The sequence below is a fragment of the Dietzia sp. NCCP-2495 genome, from assembly GCF_026011735.1.
Classification (GTDB): domain Bacteria; phylum Actinomycetota; class Actinomycetes; order Mycobacteriales; family Mycobacteriaceae; genus Dietzia.
In genome coordinates, this window is record NZ_BRVN01000011.1 from 36,711 (window position 1) to 52,882 (window position 16,172).

General features: G+C 65.5%; 14 protein-coding genes. 3 read left to right on the forward strand and 11 right to left on the reverse strand.

Annotation, left to right across the window (positions count from 1 at the left end):
* Positions 1–29 precede the first annotated feature (29 nt).
* Both OPF83_RS10985 and OPF83_RS10990 read left to right on the forward strand, forming a co-directional pair.
* Positions 30–389: a BlaI/MecI/CopY family transcriptional regulator gene (locus OPF83_RS10985; RefSeq protein ID WP_264887518.1), complete on the forward strand. Its 360-nt coding sequence runs from the start codon at positions 30–32 to the stop codon at positions 387–389.
* Between the two features lie 14 nt (positions 390–403).
* The gene (locus OPF83_RS10990; RefSeq protein ID WP_264887519.1) at positions 404–1,237 is read left to right on the forward strand and encodes a M56 family metallopeptidase; all 834 of its coding nucleotides are present in this window, start codon (positions 404–406) and stop codon (positions 1,235–1,237) included.
* 33 nt (positions 1,238–1,270) lie between these two features.
* Here OPF83_RS10990 and cydC read toward each other — a convergent pair whose 3' ends face one another.
* The 9 genes from cydC to OPF83_RS11035 all read right to left on the reverse strand — a co-directional run bounded on the left by cydC (position 1,271) and on the right by OPF83_RS11035 (position 12,250).
* Complete coding sequence (cydC, locus tag OPF83_RS10995) at positions 1,271–4,675, reverse strand: thiol reductant ABC exporter subunit CydC (RefSeq protein ID WP_264887520.1); 3,405 nt, start codon at positions 4,673–4,675, stop codon at positions 1,271–1,273.
* Positions 4,676–5,180: 505 nt separating this feature from the next.
* Complete coding sequence (locus OPF83_RS11000) at positions 5,181–5,669, reverse strand: hypothetical protein (RefSeq protein ID WP_067715149.1); 489 nt, start codon at positions 5,667–5,669, stop codon at positions 5,181–5,183.
* Positions 5,662–6,150, reverse strand: coding sequence for an HIT family protein (locus OPF83_RS11005; protein ID WP_309297775.1), 489 nt, complete (start codon positions 6,148–6,150; stop codon positions 5,662–5,664). The genes OPF83_RS11000 and OPF83_RS11005 overlap by 8 nt, the downstream gene beginning before the upstream one ends.
* Positions 6,092–6,577, reverse strand: coding sequence for a TIR domain-containing protein (locus OPF83_RS11010; protein WP_067715152.1), 486 nt, complete (start codon positions 6,575–6,577; stop codon positions 6,092–6,094). The genes OPF83_RS11005 and OPF83_RS11010 overlap by 59 nt, the downstream gene beginning before the upstream one ends.
* 138 nt (positions 6,578–6,715) lie before the next feature.
* On the reverse strand, positions 6,716–6,976 hold the full coding sequence (locus OPF83_RS11015; RefSeq protein ID WP_264887521.1) for a hypothetical protein: 261 nt from the start codon (positions 6,974–6,976) through the stop codon (positions 6,716–6,718).
* A gap of 790 nt (positions 6,977–7,766) precedes the next feature.
* Positions 7,767–8,174 (reverse strand): four-helix bundle copper-binding protein, encoded by a 408-nt coding sequence (locus OPF83_RS11020; protein ID WP_264887522.1) that lies wholly within the window; start codon positions 8,172–8,174, stop codon positions 7,767–7,769.
* A 163-nt stretch (positions 8,175–8,337) separates the two neighbouring features.
* Positions 8,338–9,639 (reverse strand): APC family permease, encoded by a 1,302-nt coding sequence (locus tag OPF83_RS11025; protein ID WP_264887523.1) that lies wholly within the window; start codon positions 9,637–9,639, stop codon positions 8,338–8,340.
* Between the two features lie 68 nt (positions 9,640–9,707).
* Complete coding sequence (locus OPF83_RS11030; protein ID WP_264887525.1) at positions 9,708–10,304, reverse strand: CueP family metal-binding protein; 597 nt, start codon at positions 10,302–10,304, stop codon at positions 9,708–9,710.
* Between the two features lie 5 nt (positions 10,305–10,309).
* Positions 10,310–12,250 (reverse strand): heavy metal translocating P-type ATPase, encoded by a 1,941-nt coding sequence (locus OPF83_RS11035; RefSeq protein WP_309297776.1) that lies wholly within the window; start codon positions 12,248–12,250, stop codon positions 10,310–10,312.
* A 48-nt stretch (positions 12,251–12,298) separates the two neighbouring features.
* Between OPF83_RS11035 and OPF83_RS17425 the strand changes: the two genes are divergently transcribed.
* Positions 12,299–12,526, forward strand: coding sequence for a hypothetical protein (locus OPF83_RS17425; RefSeq protein ID WP_241737405.1), 228 nt, complete (start codon positions 12,299–12,301; stop codon positions 12,524–12,526).
* An 839-nt stretch (positions 12,527–13,365) separates the two neighbouring features.
* On the opposite strand, the gene OPF83_RS11040 is transcribed toward OPF83_RS17425, so the two are convergent.
* Both OPF83_RS11040 and OPF83_RS11045 read right to left on the reverse strand, forming a co-directional pair.
* The gene (locus tag OPF83_RS11040; RefSeq protein WP_017838595.1) at positions 13,366–13,722 is read right to left on the reverse strand and encodes a metal-sensitive transcriptional regulator; all 357 of its coding nucleotides are present in this window, start codon (positions 13,720–13,722) and stop codon (positions 13,366–13,368) included.
* Positions 13,719–16,091, reverse strand: a complete 2,373-nt coding sequence (locus tag OPF83_RS11045) for a cation-translocating P-type ATPase (protein ID WP_264887527.1) — start codon at positions 16,089–16,091, stop codon at positions 13,719–13,721. Before OPF83_RS11045 ends, OPF83_RS11040 begins: the two co-directional genes overlap by 4 nt.
* Positions 16,092–16,172: the final 81 nt, after the last annotated feature.

Consider the following 16,172-nt stretch of genomic DNA (forward strand, 5'->3'; position numbering starts at 1 on the left):
CGGCTACACAGCAGGAGGAGAGGATCACCGTGGCGACCCTGGGCGAGTTGGAGCGTGCCGTGATGGACGTGATCTGGGACCACGGTGGGCTGGTGACGGCATACGACGTCAAGGACGTGCTCGACAGCTCCCGGGAGCGCCCGCCCGCCGTGACCACCCTGCTCACGGTCTTGAGCCGCCTTGCCCGCAAAGGTCTGGTCGTCTCGGATCGCACCGCCCGCCCCCACCGCTACCGCGCCGTGGCCACGCGGGAGGAGTACATCGCGGAACTCATGCACGAAGTCCTGGGTGACTCTCGGGACCGGCACGCAGTACTTGCACGATTCGTCGGCGGTGTCTCCAAGGAAGAGGCGGCGGCGTTGCGCACCCTACTGAAGGGCCACGGCTGATCCTCCAGACGGCGATGTCCACCGGTGACGTGGGGCTCCTGTTGGCTGGGGTCGCTGTGGCCCTGGCGTGGCCGGTGCCGGTCCTGTTGGCTCGCGCACGCTGGCCGATGCACGCCCCGGCTCGCGCGCTCCTTCTCTGGCAGGCCATCGGGTTGGCCGGCGGGGTCTCGATGATCGGGGCGCTCGCGCTGATCGGCCGCGCGGTCGCGCCGATCCATTCCCTGGCCGCAGTCGTCCCCGCAATCCTGCTGGGCTGCTACCTTCTCGCGCACCTGGGTGCGACCGTCGTCCAGGTCACGCGGCAACGGCGCCGACATTTGACGCTGCTCCAACTACTCACAGCGCCCCACCCGACCCGCGCGCGAACGCGGGTTATCGATGAGGCCGCACCAGTGGCATATTGCATCCCCCGTGGCGCCGGTTCTGTCACGGTGCTCTCCCAGGGACTTCTCGACAACCTGGATCCAGATGAGCTCGAGGCCGTGATCGCCCACGAACGCGCGCACGTGGAGCAGCGGCACGACATCTTGCAGCTGGCATTCCGGGCCTGGCGGTCAGCGTTACCGGGGCTGCCCACAGCGGTCCTCGCGGAGACGGAGGTCGCCGCGATGGTGGAGATGTTGGCCGACGACCAAGCTCGCCGCGAAGTACGCGACGAGGTGGTGGCCCGCGCGATCCTGCGGGTCGGTGCCGCCGACGGTAGCGGTGAGACCGACAGCGTCGGCGACGACGACCGCAGCGGGAGCAGCAGGAACGAGCGCGGCTGCGGCCACCAGGCCTCCTGCCGCGGCGGCCGCATGAGCGATCGACTCCGCCGTCTCGGTGCCCCGGCCCCCGGCCATGAGTGAACGATGCGGATCTGACGGCTCGCTCCGGCTCGTTCAGCTGAGTCGGACCACCTGGTCCTCGGGCCGCCGGTCGTTGTGGCGGTGTGAAACCAGGATCACCACCTTGTCGTGGGCGGCGGTACGGAGATCTTCCATCATGGCGTCGGCTGTCGGCGCGTCTAGGTGCGCAGTCGGCTCGTCGAGCAGGAGAACGTCGGCGCGCGTGAGCAGTGCCCGTGCCACCGCCAATCGTTGACGCTCCCCTCCTGATAGGGCCCGACCGCCGGCCCCGACCCGGGTGTCCAGACCGTCGGGGAGCGCGTCGAGCAGAACGGTCAAACCGACCCGCTCGAGAACCCGCCGCAGTGCGGCGTCATCGGGGGCCTGGGTGGCCGGCCTGGATAGGAGGAGATTGCCGCGCAGGGTGGAGTCAAAGACGTAGGCGTCCTGCGGGCACCAGGCCACGCGGGATCGCCATTCCTTTTCGGCGAACGTCGTGATCGGAGAGGTCTCGGCCCAGATCGTGCCGCCACTGAGGGGCAGTGCCCCCATCACGGCGGATAGCAGCGTGGACTTACCCGATCCGGACGGCCCGTCGAGGAACAACCAGCACCCCGTGCGCGCGACAGCATCCACCTCCGCCACGGCCGGTCGCGCAGTGTGCGGATACCGAGCAGTAACCTTCTCCAGCGTCACCGAATTCACGGGGCCGTTCGGCGCGCCAACGCCCCATGCGGTCTGCGGGAAGGGGCCCAGTACGGAGCCGAGGCTCTGCAGCAGTGATCGCACGGACGGCACTCGGTGCACTGCCGAGGCCCACGCGGCGAGAGACTCACCCAGCGCCAGGCACAGGAGGGCAATCACACTGGCTCGTTCTGCACCCACCGACGGATCGGACACTGCCACGAGCACCGCTAGGAGGCCCGTGCCTGCTGTCACCGCCGCCGTTCCGAGCCCTGTGCCGCGGGTGGCGCGCCGTTCGGCGGCGGCCTGTTTCCGGTTCAGCTCGTCGAGTTGGTCGACCGCCGCCGCTGCCACTCCATTACCGCGTAGGTCCGCCGCTGCCGCGTTCAATGAGGCCGACCCCCGTATCAGGTGGGACCGACCAGCAACCCTGGCCACATCGCCCCCACGTTCGACCGTTGCCATTAGGACCGCGCCGAGGGCCATGGTCGCGCTCAGGCTCACCCCCACCTGCACAGTGAACTCGGGGGTGACCAACCAGGTGGTGAGTGTGGCTCCCAGCAGTACGGCGACTCCGGAGATCACGGGCGTAACGACTCTGGGGAGTTGGTCCCGCAGTTCATCGGCCTGGGTCACGAGGTAGTCCAGGGGCGCCCCACCCTCGAGCAGCCGCCGGGATCCGGTTCCTCGTGCTGCGATCGCTCGCCAGAGCCGCAGCCGAAGGTCATCGATGGTTCGAAAGGCGGCGTGATGGGTGAGTAATTGTTCGGCGTATGTGGCCACCGAGCGTCCGATCCCAAACGCTCGAACTCCGACGATCGCCACCAGGAGATACATGATGTACTCCTCGACGCTCGATCGGACGATCAACCATCCCGACAGCGCGGTGAGCGCCAAGCCCAGCGAGGTGGCGAGCACCGAGATGCCTACCGCCCCCGCCCAGAGCCTGCCGTGGGCACCAATCAGCGCACCGAGTGACAGACGCTGGGCGCCGCCTGTCTCGTCCGACACCTGCTCGTCCGCCCCCGCGCAGACTCCCTGTTCTGGTCCCCGCCCGTAACGACCCTGATCGGCATTCCCGTCCACAGCGGGGACCGGGGAGGCGCCGAGATCACCGTCCCGAGCGGCCTCGGTGAGCGCGGATGCGTCATCGTCTGCGCGGCCGGCCTGCCCAGAGATCCGAATAGTGCTCGTGGCGAGATCAAGTGTCATCGGTTCGTGGCTCGCCAGCACGATCGTGGCACGCTCGGCCCGGCGCACGATCGCGTCCCTGACCAGCTCAGCGGCATGGTGGTCAAGGTGGGCAGTCGGCTCGTCGAGCACCAGCAGGCGGGCGCCGGCGTCCACGCGGGCCAGTGCGCGCGCCACAGACAGGCGTCGGAGTTCCCCCGGGCTGAGTTCGGCGGCAGCCGACTCGGCGACCCGGGATAGTCCGACCTCGGCCAGAGCGGCCGCGGGATCCGCGCCATACAACGCGAGTTCCGCCCGTGGGGTGGCACCGAATACTCGCGGCGACTGGGGTGACCACCCCACGAGGTCAGCCTCGATTCCAGTGACTCGACCATGCACTATCGCATCGACCGGCAGCGCCCCGACCAGCGCCGAGAGGAACGTGGACTTACCGGCTCCACTGGCCCCGGTCACGGCGACAATGCCGCTCAGATCTGCGTCGAGACCAGTCAATGCCGCGGCCCCGCGACCGGAATAGCGAACCTCGAGCCCTGCGACGCGGACCGTGGCCCCGTGGGCTTCTCGCAGGTCAGTCCCGGGTGCTACCTCGAGATGTTCGCGCACTCGGTGCAGAGCCGCGAGGCCATCCTGTGACGCATGGAATGCCACCCCGACCCGGCGAAACACGGTAAAGCACTCTGGCGCGAGCAGCAGCGCGAGCAGTGCGGGCTGTAGGTCCATCGACCCGCCAAGCAAGCGGAGACCCAAGAAGACCGCTACTACCGCCACAGAGATCGTCGCGATGAGCTCAAGTGCCAGGGCGGACAGGAACGCCCACCTCAGCGTCTCCTGCGTGCGGCGCCCGTAAATCCGCTGGATGGTGTCCAGCGAGTCCGTCTGCTCCTCGACGCGGCCGAGCCCGACCAGCACTGGCAGTCCGCGGGCCAGTTCGGCCAGATGGTCAGACAGCCTGGCCAGAGCACGCAACGCCGCATCTGTGCGTTGACCGGTGTGGCGGCCGATCAGGACCATGAACAGTGGCACCAGCGGGATCGTCACTACAATCGCCAGTGCACTGACCCAGTCGGCGGCGAGGATGCGTACCAGCAGTAGCGGGGGCACCACGATCGCCGCGACTATGGCCGGCACGGATTGCAGGTAGTACTCGTCCAGATCGTCTAAGCCATCCGTGGCGAGCACCGCGGTCCCGCCCCGGGGATCGTGCGCTTGCACCATGTGGCGCCACAGCCGACCCCGCAGGTTCTGCTTGACGGCGATGGCGACCCTGCGTGCACTCGTCTCGGTCGCCCATTCGGCAGCGGCCCGCAGCAGCACACCACTCATACCGAGTACCAGGATCGCCCGCACCGACCCGGTCGAGAGGGTGCCGACCGCCAGTCCCGCGATCCCTCGCGCGACAGCCTCCGCCACCAGCACCAGGCCCAGTGCCCGCAGGGCTGCCAACAGCCCCAGCGCCACGAGGGAGGATCTCGGTGCGGGCCCGAGGTCCGGGCGCGTGGAAATCCGCTGCACAGTCCGCTCGGCCTCGAGCACCCAGGGATCGATCCCCTGGGCGGGCCGCGTGGTCGACCTGCGCATCACCATCCACACACGTCCTCACAGGGGGTTCACCGCAATTGATCATCGACTCCGCCGTGTAATTCTACATTCCGTAGAAGTACGCGCTGGGACCAGGTCGGCGAACACCGGCACAAGGCTGATGCTCGGAACGAACACGGGCATCGTGCGACCGGTGGTGCCGGGATACATATACATGCCCCACGCACTAGAGGGACCGATGGGCGAATCCATCGGGCGCGGGGCTACCTTGGCCGAGACGGTACGCGGCCCGACGGCCAGAGCGCCACTGAAGCCAGACACGGCCGGTAGCTCCGCCTCAGTGGCGGCGCCAGCTGCCGACCACTCAAAAAGAGCTAATGGACAGTTTGAGTATTCGAAGTGGGCGTACTGCCGGGGCGCTTTCAGTCATCATTCAATAGGGAATCAGGAAGGTCCGCCGGACACTGGTTGAGCGCTGCCGACACCCCATAGAAGTGCCTCCGGCCGCGGCCTGGTCGGTTGAATAGGGCGATCGACGGAATAGCGAAGTCTAGTGGACTACACAGGCGATCACCACGCCCACAATGGCTACGGGGAGGTAGAAGGCGCCGACCGACCAGGAGAGCCAAACGCTCGGCCCGGGCAGCATCCGATTAACCCAGCGAGGCATGACCGGTGGCCAGTCTCCTGTCTCCTTTGTTGGAATATTTGAAGGTAGGTCGTCGGGCTGGAGCGAGAAGGTCTCGATGTTGTAGCGCCCGGAGGCAACGGCCTTGTAAAGGCTCCGGAAGCGTTTCTCCTGACGCAGGTAGTTGGCGTCAAGATAGGCGAAGAGCAGAGTCGCGCCGAGGCCGAGCAGAGCAACGGAATCGGCTCTCTGGGTCAGGGCGTACCCGTAGGCGGCAGTGACCACGGGCAAGAGCCACGCTTTGGCGTTGGAGGACGCGGCAGACATGCGTGTGACCACGGACTGAATGAAGTCGAGGTGTTTGCGACGGTCCTCGGGATCGTGCTGAGTTGGCGTCGAGAAATCAGTCATTCTCATGCATCTCTCGACACGCTTGGCGAACGCGATCTTGCATTTGGTCCTTAGCCTGCTCGGTGTAGTCGGTCTCCTCCGGCCAGATTGGTCCCATCGCATCGCTGGCCCAGCGGGGGACAAGATGAACGTGTAGGTGGAAGACAGTCTGTGTCGCCACCTCGCCGTTGGACTGGATGATGTTCAGCCCCTCGGGCTCGACGGCCCCGCGAACGGCAGCCGCGAGGCGAACGGTGGCCCGGGCAAGATGCGCCGACGTCTCCTCGGGCAGGGACCAGATGTCCGGGACATGCCCTCGTGGCACGACCATGGTGTGTCCAAGGACGGCAGGCTCGGTCGGGAAGAAGGCCACGACGTGCTCGTCGCGGTAGACCTCGCGAGCATCGGGATCGTCCCGCTGGACGATCTCGCAGAATGGGCAATCAGGATCGCTTGTATGCATTCTGAACCAGCCCGGGAAGGGAAGCCTTGATGTTCGCATACACCGCTTGGCTATCCCTGCCGATCGGGTTGTATGGCTGGATGTAGTCCGCGATAGTTCCGCCGTTTTTCAGAGAGACCTTGGCGAAAGGGTCAGGTCCGGCGCTGGTTGTGCGCTGGTCTTGGTCCTTCAGACCATGGATTCGCACCCCGCAGAGCGGGATGTGGTTGTCCCATGCGTAGGCGATCTCCTTGCGGACCCACGGTCTGTTCGCCGTGTCGGATCCCACGAGGACGACCACCGCGTCCTTGCCAGCCATCTGGCGCTCGATCCACCGCTGGATAGCGTCGTCGCCCTGCCTCTTGACGCTCTCCCAGTCTTGGGAATCGAGCACTGGTTGTCCCTCGATGACTCCCATGCTCTTGATGGTATTGACCCGCCACCAGTCGTTGGCGTAGTGGAAGGAGTAGAACACTGATTTAGCCATGGTCGGCGTCCTTTCGTTCTGCGTGCTGAGACCACCTCGGCGCGTAATAGATGCTTAGTAGTCGAGTCCGACAAGTCCTGCCCTTCCGGGATGTGGAGTGCGGCGGCCACTTCCCCTCGCCGCCGCACTCCACCGGACCTACTTGACCCCCATCTGGATCCGAGTGCCGTCGCTGATATGCGTCGCGTACTCGGTCAACTCGGGATCGGAGATGGACCCGCCGATCCGAGCCCACTCGCGCTTGAGCACGGGCTTGATTGCGGAGACGGGCCGGCCCTTGTAGCGACAGGAGAGGGAGTCGAACATCTTCTGGTAGTCAGAGGCGACGTTCTTCATGGCGGGCCGGATGGCCTTCTCGAGTTCTTTCTCCCATCCGGGATTCATCTTGAAACCGGCCACGCTCAGACCCGCTGACTGATCGTCGTGTCGGGGTGGCGCTGGACTGTTGCAGCCTTGACGAACCGCCCCGTGATGGTTGAGCGATGGACAGTCGTCTTGTTAGACGTTCCTCGACCCGTCTTCTCGGTCGAGGTGGTCCGGGGACTCCGACGTGCGGTCGAGGCCTTAACAAAGCGTCCGCTCCGGGCGCTCCTACTTGCGGTGCGGGCCATGGGGCTCGCCTCCGTTCTGGGCCGTGGGCCCCCTTGCGAGCACTACGCATGGAACCGCTAGAGTCGGAGCCCTAGTTTCCGCAACTAGACGCCAGGCCCTGAGCGCTCCACCCCGAGTGTTCGGGGCTTCGGTGCTCTTGGGAAGAGTCTAGTTGGTGCTAATAACAACGGTGTTATTCAGCACGGTCCGGGGCGGGCGTGCACTGCAGTGTGCTGATGGTCTACGGTCCGTCACCGTCGGAGCAATGTGTCAGTCGGTGTCTAAATTCCCGTCTCCGACGTAGCGAGACCACGTTTGGCCAGCGACACAAAGGCAATAGGTGCAGGCCAACACGCGCCGCCAGTCGGACGTCGAAGGTCCTACCAGACCGTCGATCGTGGCCTCACGGTCGGGTTCGGAGGTCGACGCTCTGGAGTTTGTCCTGGTCAGGGCATGCTACGGACCAGCGGTCACGGGGAGGTGGTGATTGATTCATCTGATGCAATACGCAGTACTCGACTTTACATAAGGTCTGGAGATCGGCGGGTGGCCCAGCCTGGTCGATTGTCGTACGACCGACCAGGCCGGGCATGGATCGTTAGCTGATCGCGGACAGGAGGTCGGTGCAGGCCTGTTCGCATTTGCGGCAGGCTTCGGCGCAGACGCGACAATGCTCGTGCATGTCCTCGTGCTTCTTACACTCGGTGGCACATTCTGCGCATGCTGTCCGGCATGCCTTGAGCGTGGTCTTGACCGTGGCGAGGTTCTGCCCGGTGCGACGGCTGAGGATTTTGCCAGTGGTTGCGCAGAGATCGGCGCAGTCAAGGTTGAGGCGAATGCAGTTCCGTAGGTCTGCGACCATCCCTTCGGCCAGGCAGGCGTCAGCGCACGAGGTGCAAGTCTGTGCGCATTCGAGACACGCGGCGATGCAGTCGGCAAGCTTCTGTACGTCTATGCCGGAAGCGTCGTTGGGGTGGGTTTCGATCATTGAAGTGATGTGAGACATCGATGTGCTCCCTTCTTCTCCGAGTCGTCGCTGGAGTAGCCCAGCTAACGCCGACGCTACTGATGCGCAGAACTGGCTACAGCCCCTCGGTTCGACCTTCGCAGAATCTTTGTAAAAACAAGCGTCCAATACGCCTTTGCCGCTGCTCGTGGAAGTGGTCGGATCATTGTTCGGAGCGATGACGCACGGTGAGCCACTGCGCTGCGATGATGACTAAGGCCACGATGGCGGTGATGCCCAGGGTCAGCGGATCTGATTGCGCCTTGAGGATCAGAAAGGGCACGAGCACTGCGACGTCGAGGACGATCGCGACCCACGGGATCCACGCCTTGGCATTGACGTCGTCCTTGAGGCGTCGGACGATCCCGTAGTGGATGGCGATGTCCATTGTCAGGTACAAGATCGCCCCCAGGGAGGCGATCTGTGACAGGTCGAAGAAGGCCGCCATGAGGATCGCCAGGCCGGCTGTGATGTAGAGCGACTGGTGTCCGCCAGCCCCGGGTAGTCCCGGCACCTGGCCCATGTCGCGGAGCATGTCGTAGAGCTTGGAGACAGAGAACAAGCTCGCGATGAGTCCGGACAGCGTCGCCACCACCGCGATGATCACGGTCAGCGTCACGCCCCAGGATCCGAACATCGGCTTGGCAGCCTCGGCGAGGGCGTAGTCGCGGGCCCCGATGATCCGCGGCACGGTCAGGCTGGCGGTCACTGCGACGGTGATCAACAGATAGAGGACGGTGCACAGGGCGATGGAGATCATGATGGAGCGGCCGATATTGCGCTCCGGGGCCCGCAGGTCCGCACCCTGGTTGGTGATCGTGGTGAAGCCCTTGTAGGCCAGGATGCACAGGGTCACCCCGGCCAGAAATCCCCACCAACCGTGGCCCGGTGGGGTGCGGTCGGCGACGGTGAACAGCCGGCCCAGCGAGGACACGCCCGCGGCCATGATGCCGCCGATCGCCAGCACCGCGATGCCCACGATCTTGAGCGCCGCGGTAGCGGTGGCTGACCGCTCGACCCACTGGTTGCCCACCAGGTTCACCAGAGCGGCTGCGGCGATGGCGAGCACCGCCAGCACCGGCACCCACAGGGAGGAGTCCTGCATGCCGAACGGCCGCAGCACGTAGGTGCCGAAGGTCCGCCCCAGCAGGGACTCGGCGAGGATCATCGACACGTACATGAACAGGGAGAACGTGCCGGCGACCACCCCGGGCCCGTAGGCGGCTTTGAGCAGCATCGCGATCCCGCCCGAGGACGGGTTGATGGCCGAGTACCGGATGTAGGAGTAGGAACTGAACGCCACTACCACCGCGCCGGCGAGGAACGCCCACGGCACCCAGCCGCCGGCCAATTCCGCGACCTGGCCCACGAGGGCGAAGATGCCGGCGCCGATCATGACCCCGGTTCCCAGCGCGACGGATCCGGTGAGAGTGAGCTTGTCTTGGGACTGCGTGCTGTGGTCCATGCTGAGGCGCACTACCTTCCTGCCAGGTGGTTGCCGCGTCGGTGGCCTTACTGGCGCGAGTGGGGATGTCAGGCGAGTTGCATAGTGGTCAGGCAGGTGAGGTCATCGTCGCCCGTGGAGATCGGAGCGGTGGCCGTTCTGCCGTCGTGGTCGATGGTGAGCGTGGCCGTGATGCCTCGCGGTAGCCAGAGCCCGAGAAAGCCGTTGTCGTAGGTGATGCGCGGTTCGTCGATGAGGGTGTCACCGGAGGCGTTATCGGTGACTGTGACGTGCACCTGTTCGTTGGCGATCTCGCCGAGGCAAGTGGTCAGGCTGTGGAATCGGCAGGGGTGGGTGCTCGTGTAATACGGAGCCACTGACAGATAGAACTGGTCCTCTGGAATAGGAATCGTCTCGAGGCTCTCATCGCCACTGGTCAAGACGAGCTCAGTCGGCTGCACCGAGGCGATCAGATCGTTCGGCCTGTCGGCCACCGGCATGGTGTCGAGCGTGTTGATGATCTGGGGTGCCTCGAGGCCGGCGAGATCGTAGGACTCCAACGAGGTGACGGGTGGTTCTGTCGACGCGTTGCCTGACGGTCCGGTCGAGCAGCCGGCGAGAGTCAACGCGGCGGCAGCATGGAACGCGGTCGCGGCTCGTCGCCGAGTGGAGTGGGTGGCGTTCATCGGATTCATCCTCGTTGCATCGCTGTGGTGACGGTGTCCGGGCGCAGGTCGAGACGACGCAGCAGCTGAGCGTTGAGAGCAACGACGACCGTGGAGGCGGACATGAGGATGGCGCCGACGCCCATGGGCAGCACGAATCCGATCGGAGCCAACACGCCGGCGGCCAGGGGCACGGCGGCGAGGTTGTAGCCGGCCGCCCACCACAGGTTCTGCTTCATCTTGCGGTAGCTCGCCCGGGACAGTTCGATGACCGAGAGCACAGAGCGGGGATCCGATGAGGCCAGGATGACCCCCGCGGAGCCGATCGCCACGTCGGTCCCGGCGCCGATGGCGATGCCCACATCGGCTTGGGCCAGTGCGGGCGCGTCGTTGACCCCGTCGCCGACCATGGCGACCTTCTTGCCTTCGGACTGCAGTTCGGCGACTTTGGCGGCCTTGTCTTCTGGCCGGACCCCGGCGAAGACCCGGTCGATGCCGAGTTCGGAGGCGACGGTGTCGGCCACGGCGCGAGCATCGCCGGTGATCATGACGACTTGAGCTCCGGCGGCATGCAGGGCGTCGACGGCGTCCCGGGATTCCGGCCGGATCTCGTCGGCCAGCCGCAGCGCGCCGATCACCCGGCCCTCGGCGAGGACGTGCAGGATGATCGCGCCCTCGTCTCGCCACTGGTCGGCGATGGGGAGTTCATCGCGTCCGTGCTGATCGAGCAGGTAGGGGCCGCCGACCTCGACCACGGTGCCGTCCACCGTGGCCTTCACGCCCACGGCCGGGGAGGAGGAGAAGTCGGTCGCCTTCGACACGGTCAGGTCGCGGGTCTGTGCGGCCCCGACCACGGCTCTGGCCAGCGGGTGCTCACTGTCGGACTCGGCGGCTGCAGCCAGGGCAAGCACCTCGTTGGCGGTGTGCTCGTCTATTGATTCGATTCCGGTGACGGTGGGTTCGCCCTTGGTCAGGGTGCCGGTCTTGTCGAACAGGACGGCGTCGACGGTGCGCATCGACTCGAGCGCGAGGCGGTCCTTGATCAGCACCCCGCCGCGGGCGGCGCGTTCGGTAGCGATCGAGACCACCAGCGGAATCGCCAAACCCAGCGCGTGGGGGCAGGCGATCACCAGCACGGTGATCGTGCGCACCACACCCGCGTCCGGCAACCCGAGAACGCTCCAGATTATCGCGGTGATCACAGCCGATGCGAGGGCGAACCAGAACAACCAGCCGGCCGCGGTGTCAGCGATGCGCTGGGCCCGCGAGGAGGATGCCTGTGCGTCGGACACCAGCTTCTGAATTCCGGCCAGAGCGGTGTCGTCCCCTGTCGCCGAGACCTTCACGCGCAGGCCGGAGTCAGTGGCCACGGTGCCTGCGACGACCTGCTCGCCGATGCCGCGGCGGATCGCCTTGGATTCGCCGGTGACCATGGATTCGTCCATGCTGGCCGAGCCGTCGATAATCGTGCCGTCGGCGGGAACAGAAGCACCGGGGCGGACGATCACCACGTCGCCGACCAGCAGATCGGCCGGTGCGACTGTCATCACGTCGTCGCCGTCGACCTTCTCGGCCTCATCAGGCAGCAGCGCCGCCAGAGAATCGAGTGCAGAGGTGGTGTGCGCCAGAGAACGCATCTCAATCCAGTGGCCCAGCAGCATGATGACCACCAGCAGCGCCAGTTCCCACCAGAAGTTCAGCTCATGATTCAGCAAACTCAGGCTTGCGCCCCAGGAGGCGATGAACGCCACGGTAATCGCCAAGCCGATGAGCAGCATCATGCCGGGCTGCCGAGCGCGAACCTCAGACACCGCGCCAGTCAGGAACGGCCGACCACCCCAGAGATAAATCACTGTGCCCAGGGCGGGGGAGACCCACCACACCCATCCGGCGTCGGGCAGCTGGTAACCGATGAGGTCGGCGAACATCTCGTTGAAGCCGACCACCGGCACCGCCAAGACGAGCATGATCCAGAACAAACGTCGGAACTGCCCGACGTGGTCTGCGTGCCCCGCATGACCGCCATGGTCTTCATGGCCAGCGTGATGCTGCCCCGCATGGGCGTGGCCCGTCGTCTCCTGGGGCCCGTCCGGGTGATGGTGCTCAGCTACCGCCGTGTCTCGCTCGTTGAGGTGCCCGGCCGCGGCTCCGCCGGATCCGTGACTGTGGGCGTGGTCATGATGATCGTGCGACTGATTCATTTGGTCCCTTCCGTCTTGTCCATTGCCACCTGGTTGGCGTGATCTTCGAGCGGCATGCGTCCGGCAGCTTCGATATGCAGGAGTTTCGAGGGAGTGAAACAGCAAGAACATGATTCCCTGACAGCGGTGAGCCCTAGCGCATGATGTGTTCTAGGGGTCATGGACATCTCTTCCCGTGGGGCCAAGTAGCAGTTGCTCCGGGCCACGAGCCGATACCGCCGCAGGGTATCGAATCGTGCTGACATCTGTGCTCGGCCGACCACGTTCGTGACACCGCCCATCCCAGGATCGCCGTTCCCGTCGGTGATGACGCACGTCCTGGCGTTCTGGGGTCCGGCCGACAGTCAGGATCGTGGGTGAGCCAGCGGATTGTGGTGGAGATTGTGTGAAGGTTTGCTCAAGATGTTCGTCAGGGGAGTGGTTCGGGCTGGCGCCACGATGATGGCGGCTCCCTTCTAGGGCGCTCGGAACGATGGAAGCACCCTCCGCCGCTGCTGGTCTTTCGGGCGCCCAAGGGCGTGGGCCAGGGTGAGCTGCCTTTGGCCCGACTCCGTAGCCACATTGCTCGAACCCGAAGGCTTTTTCGGTGACGACCTGCGGTGATGGCCTGGGACGATTGGAACAACCGGGTTGCCAGCCCGGGATAGGGCCCGCGAGTTCGTCGAGCTAACCGGCGGCGTCGACCGGATCCTGAATCGATCAGATGTCATGTTCTCTTCTGGTTTCTGCCGTGCGAGTTCATTGGCTTTCCCACCCGCAAACTATACCCCAACGGGGTATGTTGGTGAGGCGTGTTCACCGAATTTCGGGGCTCGGCTACATCCGCGAAGCATCCTGCTCGCGACCTTGCCGGGGCCTCCCATGCACCTACCCGCCCCCGTTTAGCGGGAGAAGCGGGCGATGGCGTCGGCCACTTCCTTGAATTTGATCTCTGCGGCCTCGTCGGACTCGTTCACTGCGTCGGCGACGCAGTGGCGCATGTGGTCGTCGAGCAGGCCGAGGGCGACGTTGCGCAGTGCGGAATTGATGGCGCTGACCTGGGTGAGGATGTCGATGCAGTACTGCTCCTCATCGATCATGCGGTGGATGCCCCGCACCTGGCCCTCGATCCGCTTGAGCCGGGCCTTGTAGCGGTCCTTTTCCTTCATGTAGCCGTGGTGACTGTGGGTCTCGCAGCCAGCGGCTTCGGCATCGTGCTCGGCTGCAGGGTCGATGGCGAGGTCCGGGGTATCCGTCATGACTGGCTCCTGGTCTGGTCGTGGTTGGGGGTCGCGTGGCTTGAGGTGAACCCGCGCAGGCGTAGGGAGTTGGTCACCACGAACACACTCGAGAACGCCATTGCGACGCCTGCGAGCATGGGATTGAGCAGTCCGATCGCAGCGACGGGGATCAGTGCGACGTTGTAGGCGAACGCCCAGAATAGGTTGCCCTTGATGGTGCCCAGGGTCCGGCGTGACAGCCTGATCGCGTCCACGGCGGATCGCAGGTCGTCGTTCATCAGAGTGATGTCGGAGGCTTCGATCGCCACGTCCGTGCCGGCGCCCATCGCCAGTCCGAGCTCGGCCCGGGCGAGAGCTGCCGCGTCGTTGACGCCGTCGCCGACCATGGCGACGTTCTTGCCCTTGGCCTGCAGTTTCTCGATCTGGGCGACCTTGTCGTGGGGCATGACCTCGGCGATCACGTTGGCCGGATCAATGCCGACCTCGCTGGCCACGACACGTGCGGCTCCGGCGTTGTCGCCGGTGAGTAGCCACGGGGTCAATCCGAGAGCTTTGAGTCCGGCTACCGCCTCGGCGGAGGTGGGCTTGACGGTGTCGCGGACGGTGATCACGCCCGCGACGGTGCCGTCGATCTGGGCGACCACAGGGGTGCCGCCCTGCTTCTGGGCATCGTCGAACGCGGTCCGCAGGTCCGCCGGCAGGGAGCCCTCAGGGCGACCAATGGTCACCACGGCACCGTCGACGGTGCCCGTGACGCCACGGCCTGCAGTATTGGTGAACCCGGTGACCTCCGGCAGAATGACGGATCCGGCCTCCCTGTCGGCCACGGGGCCCTCGCCCGCCAGACTCTTTGCACCCTCGCGGGCGATGGCCTGGGCGATCGGGTGCTCGGACGCGGCCTCCACCGCAGCGGCCTTGACCAGCAGATCCGTCCGGTCGAATCCGGCGGCAGTGGTGACCTGGCTGACGGACATCACTCCGGAGGTGACGGTGCCGGTCTTGTCCATGACGATGGTGTCGACGCGCCGGGTGGACTCTAGGACCTCGGGCCCCTTGATGAGCAGTCCCATCTGGGCGCCGCGGCCGGTACCGACCAGGAGTGCGGTGGGAGTGGCCAGGCCCAGTGCGCACGGGCAGGCGATGATGAGCACGGCCACGGCGGCGGTGAACGCGGTGGCCAGTCCCGCTCCCACCACAAACAAGTGCACGAGCAGGGTGATGATCGCGATGACGATCACGATGGGCACGAAGACCTGCGAGATGCGGTCGACCAGTCGTTGGACCGGGGCCTTCTTGGACTGCGCCTCGGTGACCAGCTTGGCCATCTGGGACAGTGTGGTGTTCTCGCCCGTGCGGGTGACCTCGATCAGCAGTCTTCCCGAGGTGTTCATGGTTGCGCCGGTCACCGTGGAGCCGGACGTGACCTCAACCGGGACGGATTCGCCGGTGAGCATGGACTCGTCGATCGCGGACGAACCCTCGGTGACGCGACCGTCGGTGGCGATCTTTTCGCCCGGGCGCACCACGACGATGTCGCCGACCTTCAACTGACCCACGGGGATGCGGACCTCGACGCCGTCGCGGAGGACGGCGGCGTCCTTGGCTCCCATGTCGAGGAGCGCCTTGAGTGCGGCGGAGGACTGCCCCTTGGCCTTGGTTTCAAACCAGCGGCCCAGCAGCAGGAAGGAGATCACCACGGCGGCGGTCTCCAGATAGATCTCGTCCATCGTGGAGTTTGTGGGCAGCAGATGCACTTCCATGGTCATGCCGGGCATGCCGGCGTTGCCGAGGAACAGTGCCCACAGTGACCAGAGGTAGGCGGCCGCCGTGCCCATCGAGACCAGGGTGTCCATGGTGAACGAGCCGTGCCGCAGGTTGGCGAGGGTGGCCTTGTGGAAGGGTGCGCCTCCCCAGAAGAAGATGGGGGTGACCATGGTCAGCACGGCCCACTGCCAATTGGTGAACTGCAGTGCCGGGATCATGCTCAGCAAGACCACCGGGACCGTGAGTGCAGCCGAGACAATCAGACGGTGTTTGAGGTCTGCGGTCTCGCGTTCCCTGGCCTCCTCGATCTGGTCTCGGGGACCGGTGCCGCCACCTGCGGAAGTTGCGTCCACAGCCTCGCCGTCGTCATTCTTCATCGTGAACGCGTCGTATCCCGCACCGCGCACGGTCTCGATGAGCGCGTCCGTGTCGACCTTGCTCGGGTCGAAGGAGATGGACGCGGACTCGGTGGCGAAGTTGACCGTGGCGTCCACCCCGTCGAGCTTGTTGAGCTTGCGCTCGACCCGCCCCGAGCACGAAGTGCAGGTCATGCCCGTGACGCCCAGATCTATGTCGATCAGATCCACCGCGGGGTGCATCTGGGAGGGTTGAGTCTGGGTCATCGAGGATCAATCCTTCACGGTGAACGGGTGGTGTGCTCGGGGCCAGGGATCTCGCCAGCTGCTGGGGCTGGCGAGATCGCT

Excerpts from the sequence above, each read along its gene's own strand:
- OPF83_RS10990 (WP_264887519.1), top strand. The coding sequence starts at position 404 with ATGTCCACCGGTGACGTGGGGCTCCTGTTGGCTGGGGTCGCTGTGGCC.
- cydC (WP_264887520.1), bottom strand. The coding sequence starts at position 4,675 with ATGGTGATGCGCAGGTCGACCACGCGGCCCGCCCAGGGGATCGATCCC.
- OPF83_RS11000 (WP_067715149.1), bottom strand. The coding sequence starts at position 5,669 with ATGACTGATTTCTCGACGCCAACTCAGCACGATCCCGAGGACCGTCGC.
- OPF83_RS11005 (WP_309297775.1), bottom strand. The coding sequence starts at position 6,150 with ATGCGAACATCAAGGCTTCCCTTCCCGGGCTGGTTCAGAATGCATACA.
- OPF83_RS11010 (WP_067715152.1), bottom strand. The coding sequence starts at position 6,577 with ATGGCTAAATCAGTGTTCTACTCCTTCCACTACGCCAACGACTGGTGG.
- OPF83_RS11020 (WP_264887522.1), bottom strand. The coding sequence starts at position 8,174 with ATGTCTCACATCACTTCAATGATCGAAACCCACCCCAACGACGCTTCC.
- OPF83_RS11025 (WP_264887523.1), bottom strand. The coding sequence starts at position 9,639 with ATGGACCACAGCACGCAGTCCCAAGACAAGCTCACTCTCACCGGATCC.
- OPF83_RS11030 (WP_264887525.1), bottom strand. The coding sequence starts at position 10,304 with ATGAACGCCACCCACTCCACTCGGCGACGAGCCGCGACCGCGTTCCAT.
- OPF83_RS11035 (WP_309297776.1), bottom strand. The coding sequence starts at position 12,250 with ATGCTCGTCTTGGCGGTGCCGGTGGTCGGCTTCAACGAGATGTTCGCC.
- OPF83_RS17425 (WP_241737405.1), top strand. The coding sequence starts at position 12,299 with ATGACCGCCATGGTCTTCATGGCCAGCGTGATGCTGCCCCGCATGGGC.
- OPF83_RS11040 (WP_017838595.1), bottom strand. The coding sequence starts at position 13,722 with ATGACGGATACCCCGGACCTCGCCATCGACCCTGCAGCCGAGCACGAT.
- OPF83_RS11045 (WP_264887527.1), bottom strand. The coding sequence starts at position 16,091 with ATGACCCAGACTCAACCCTCCCAGATGCACCCCGCGGTGGATCTGATC.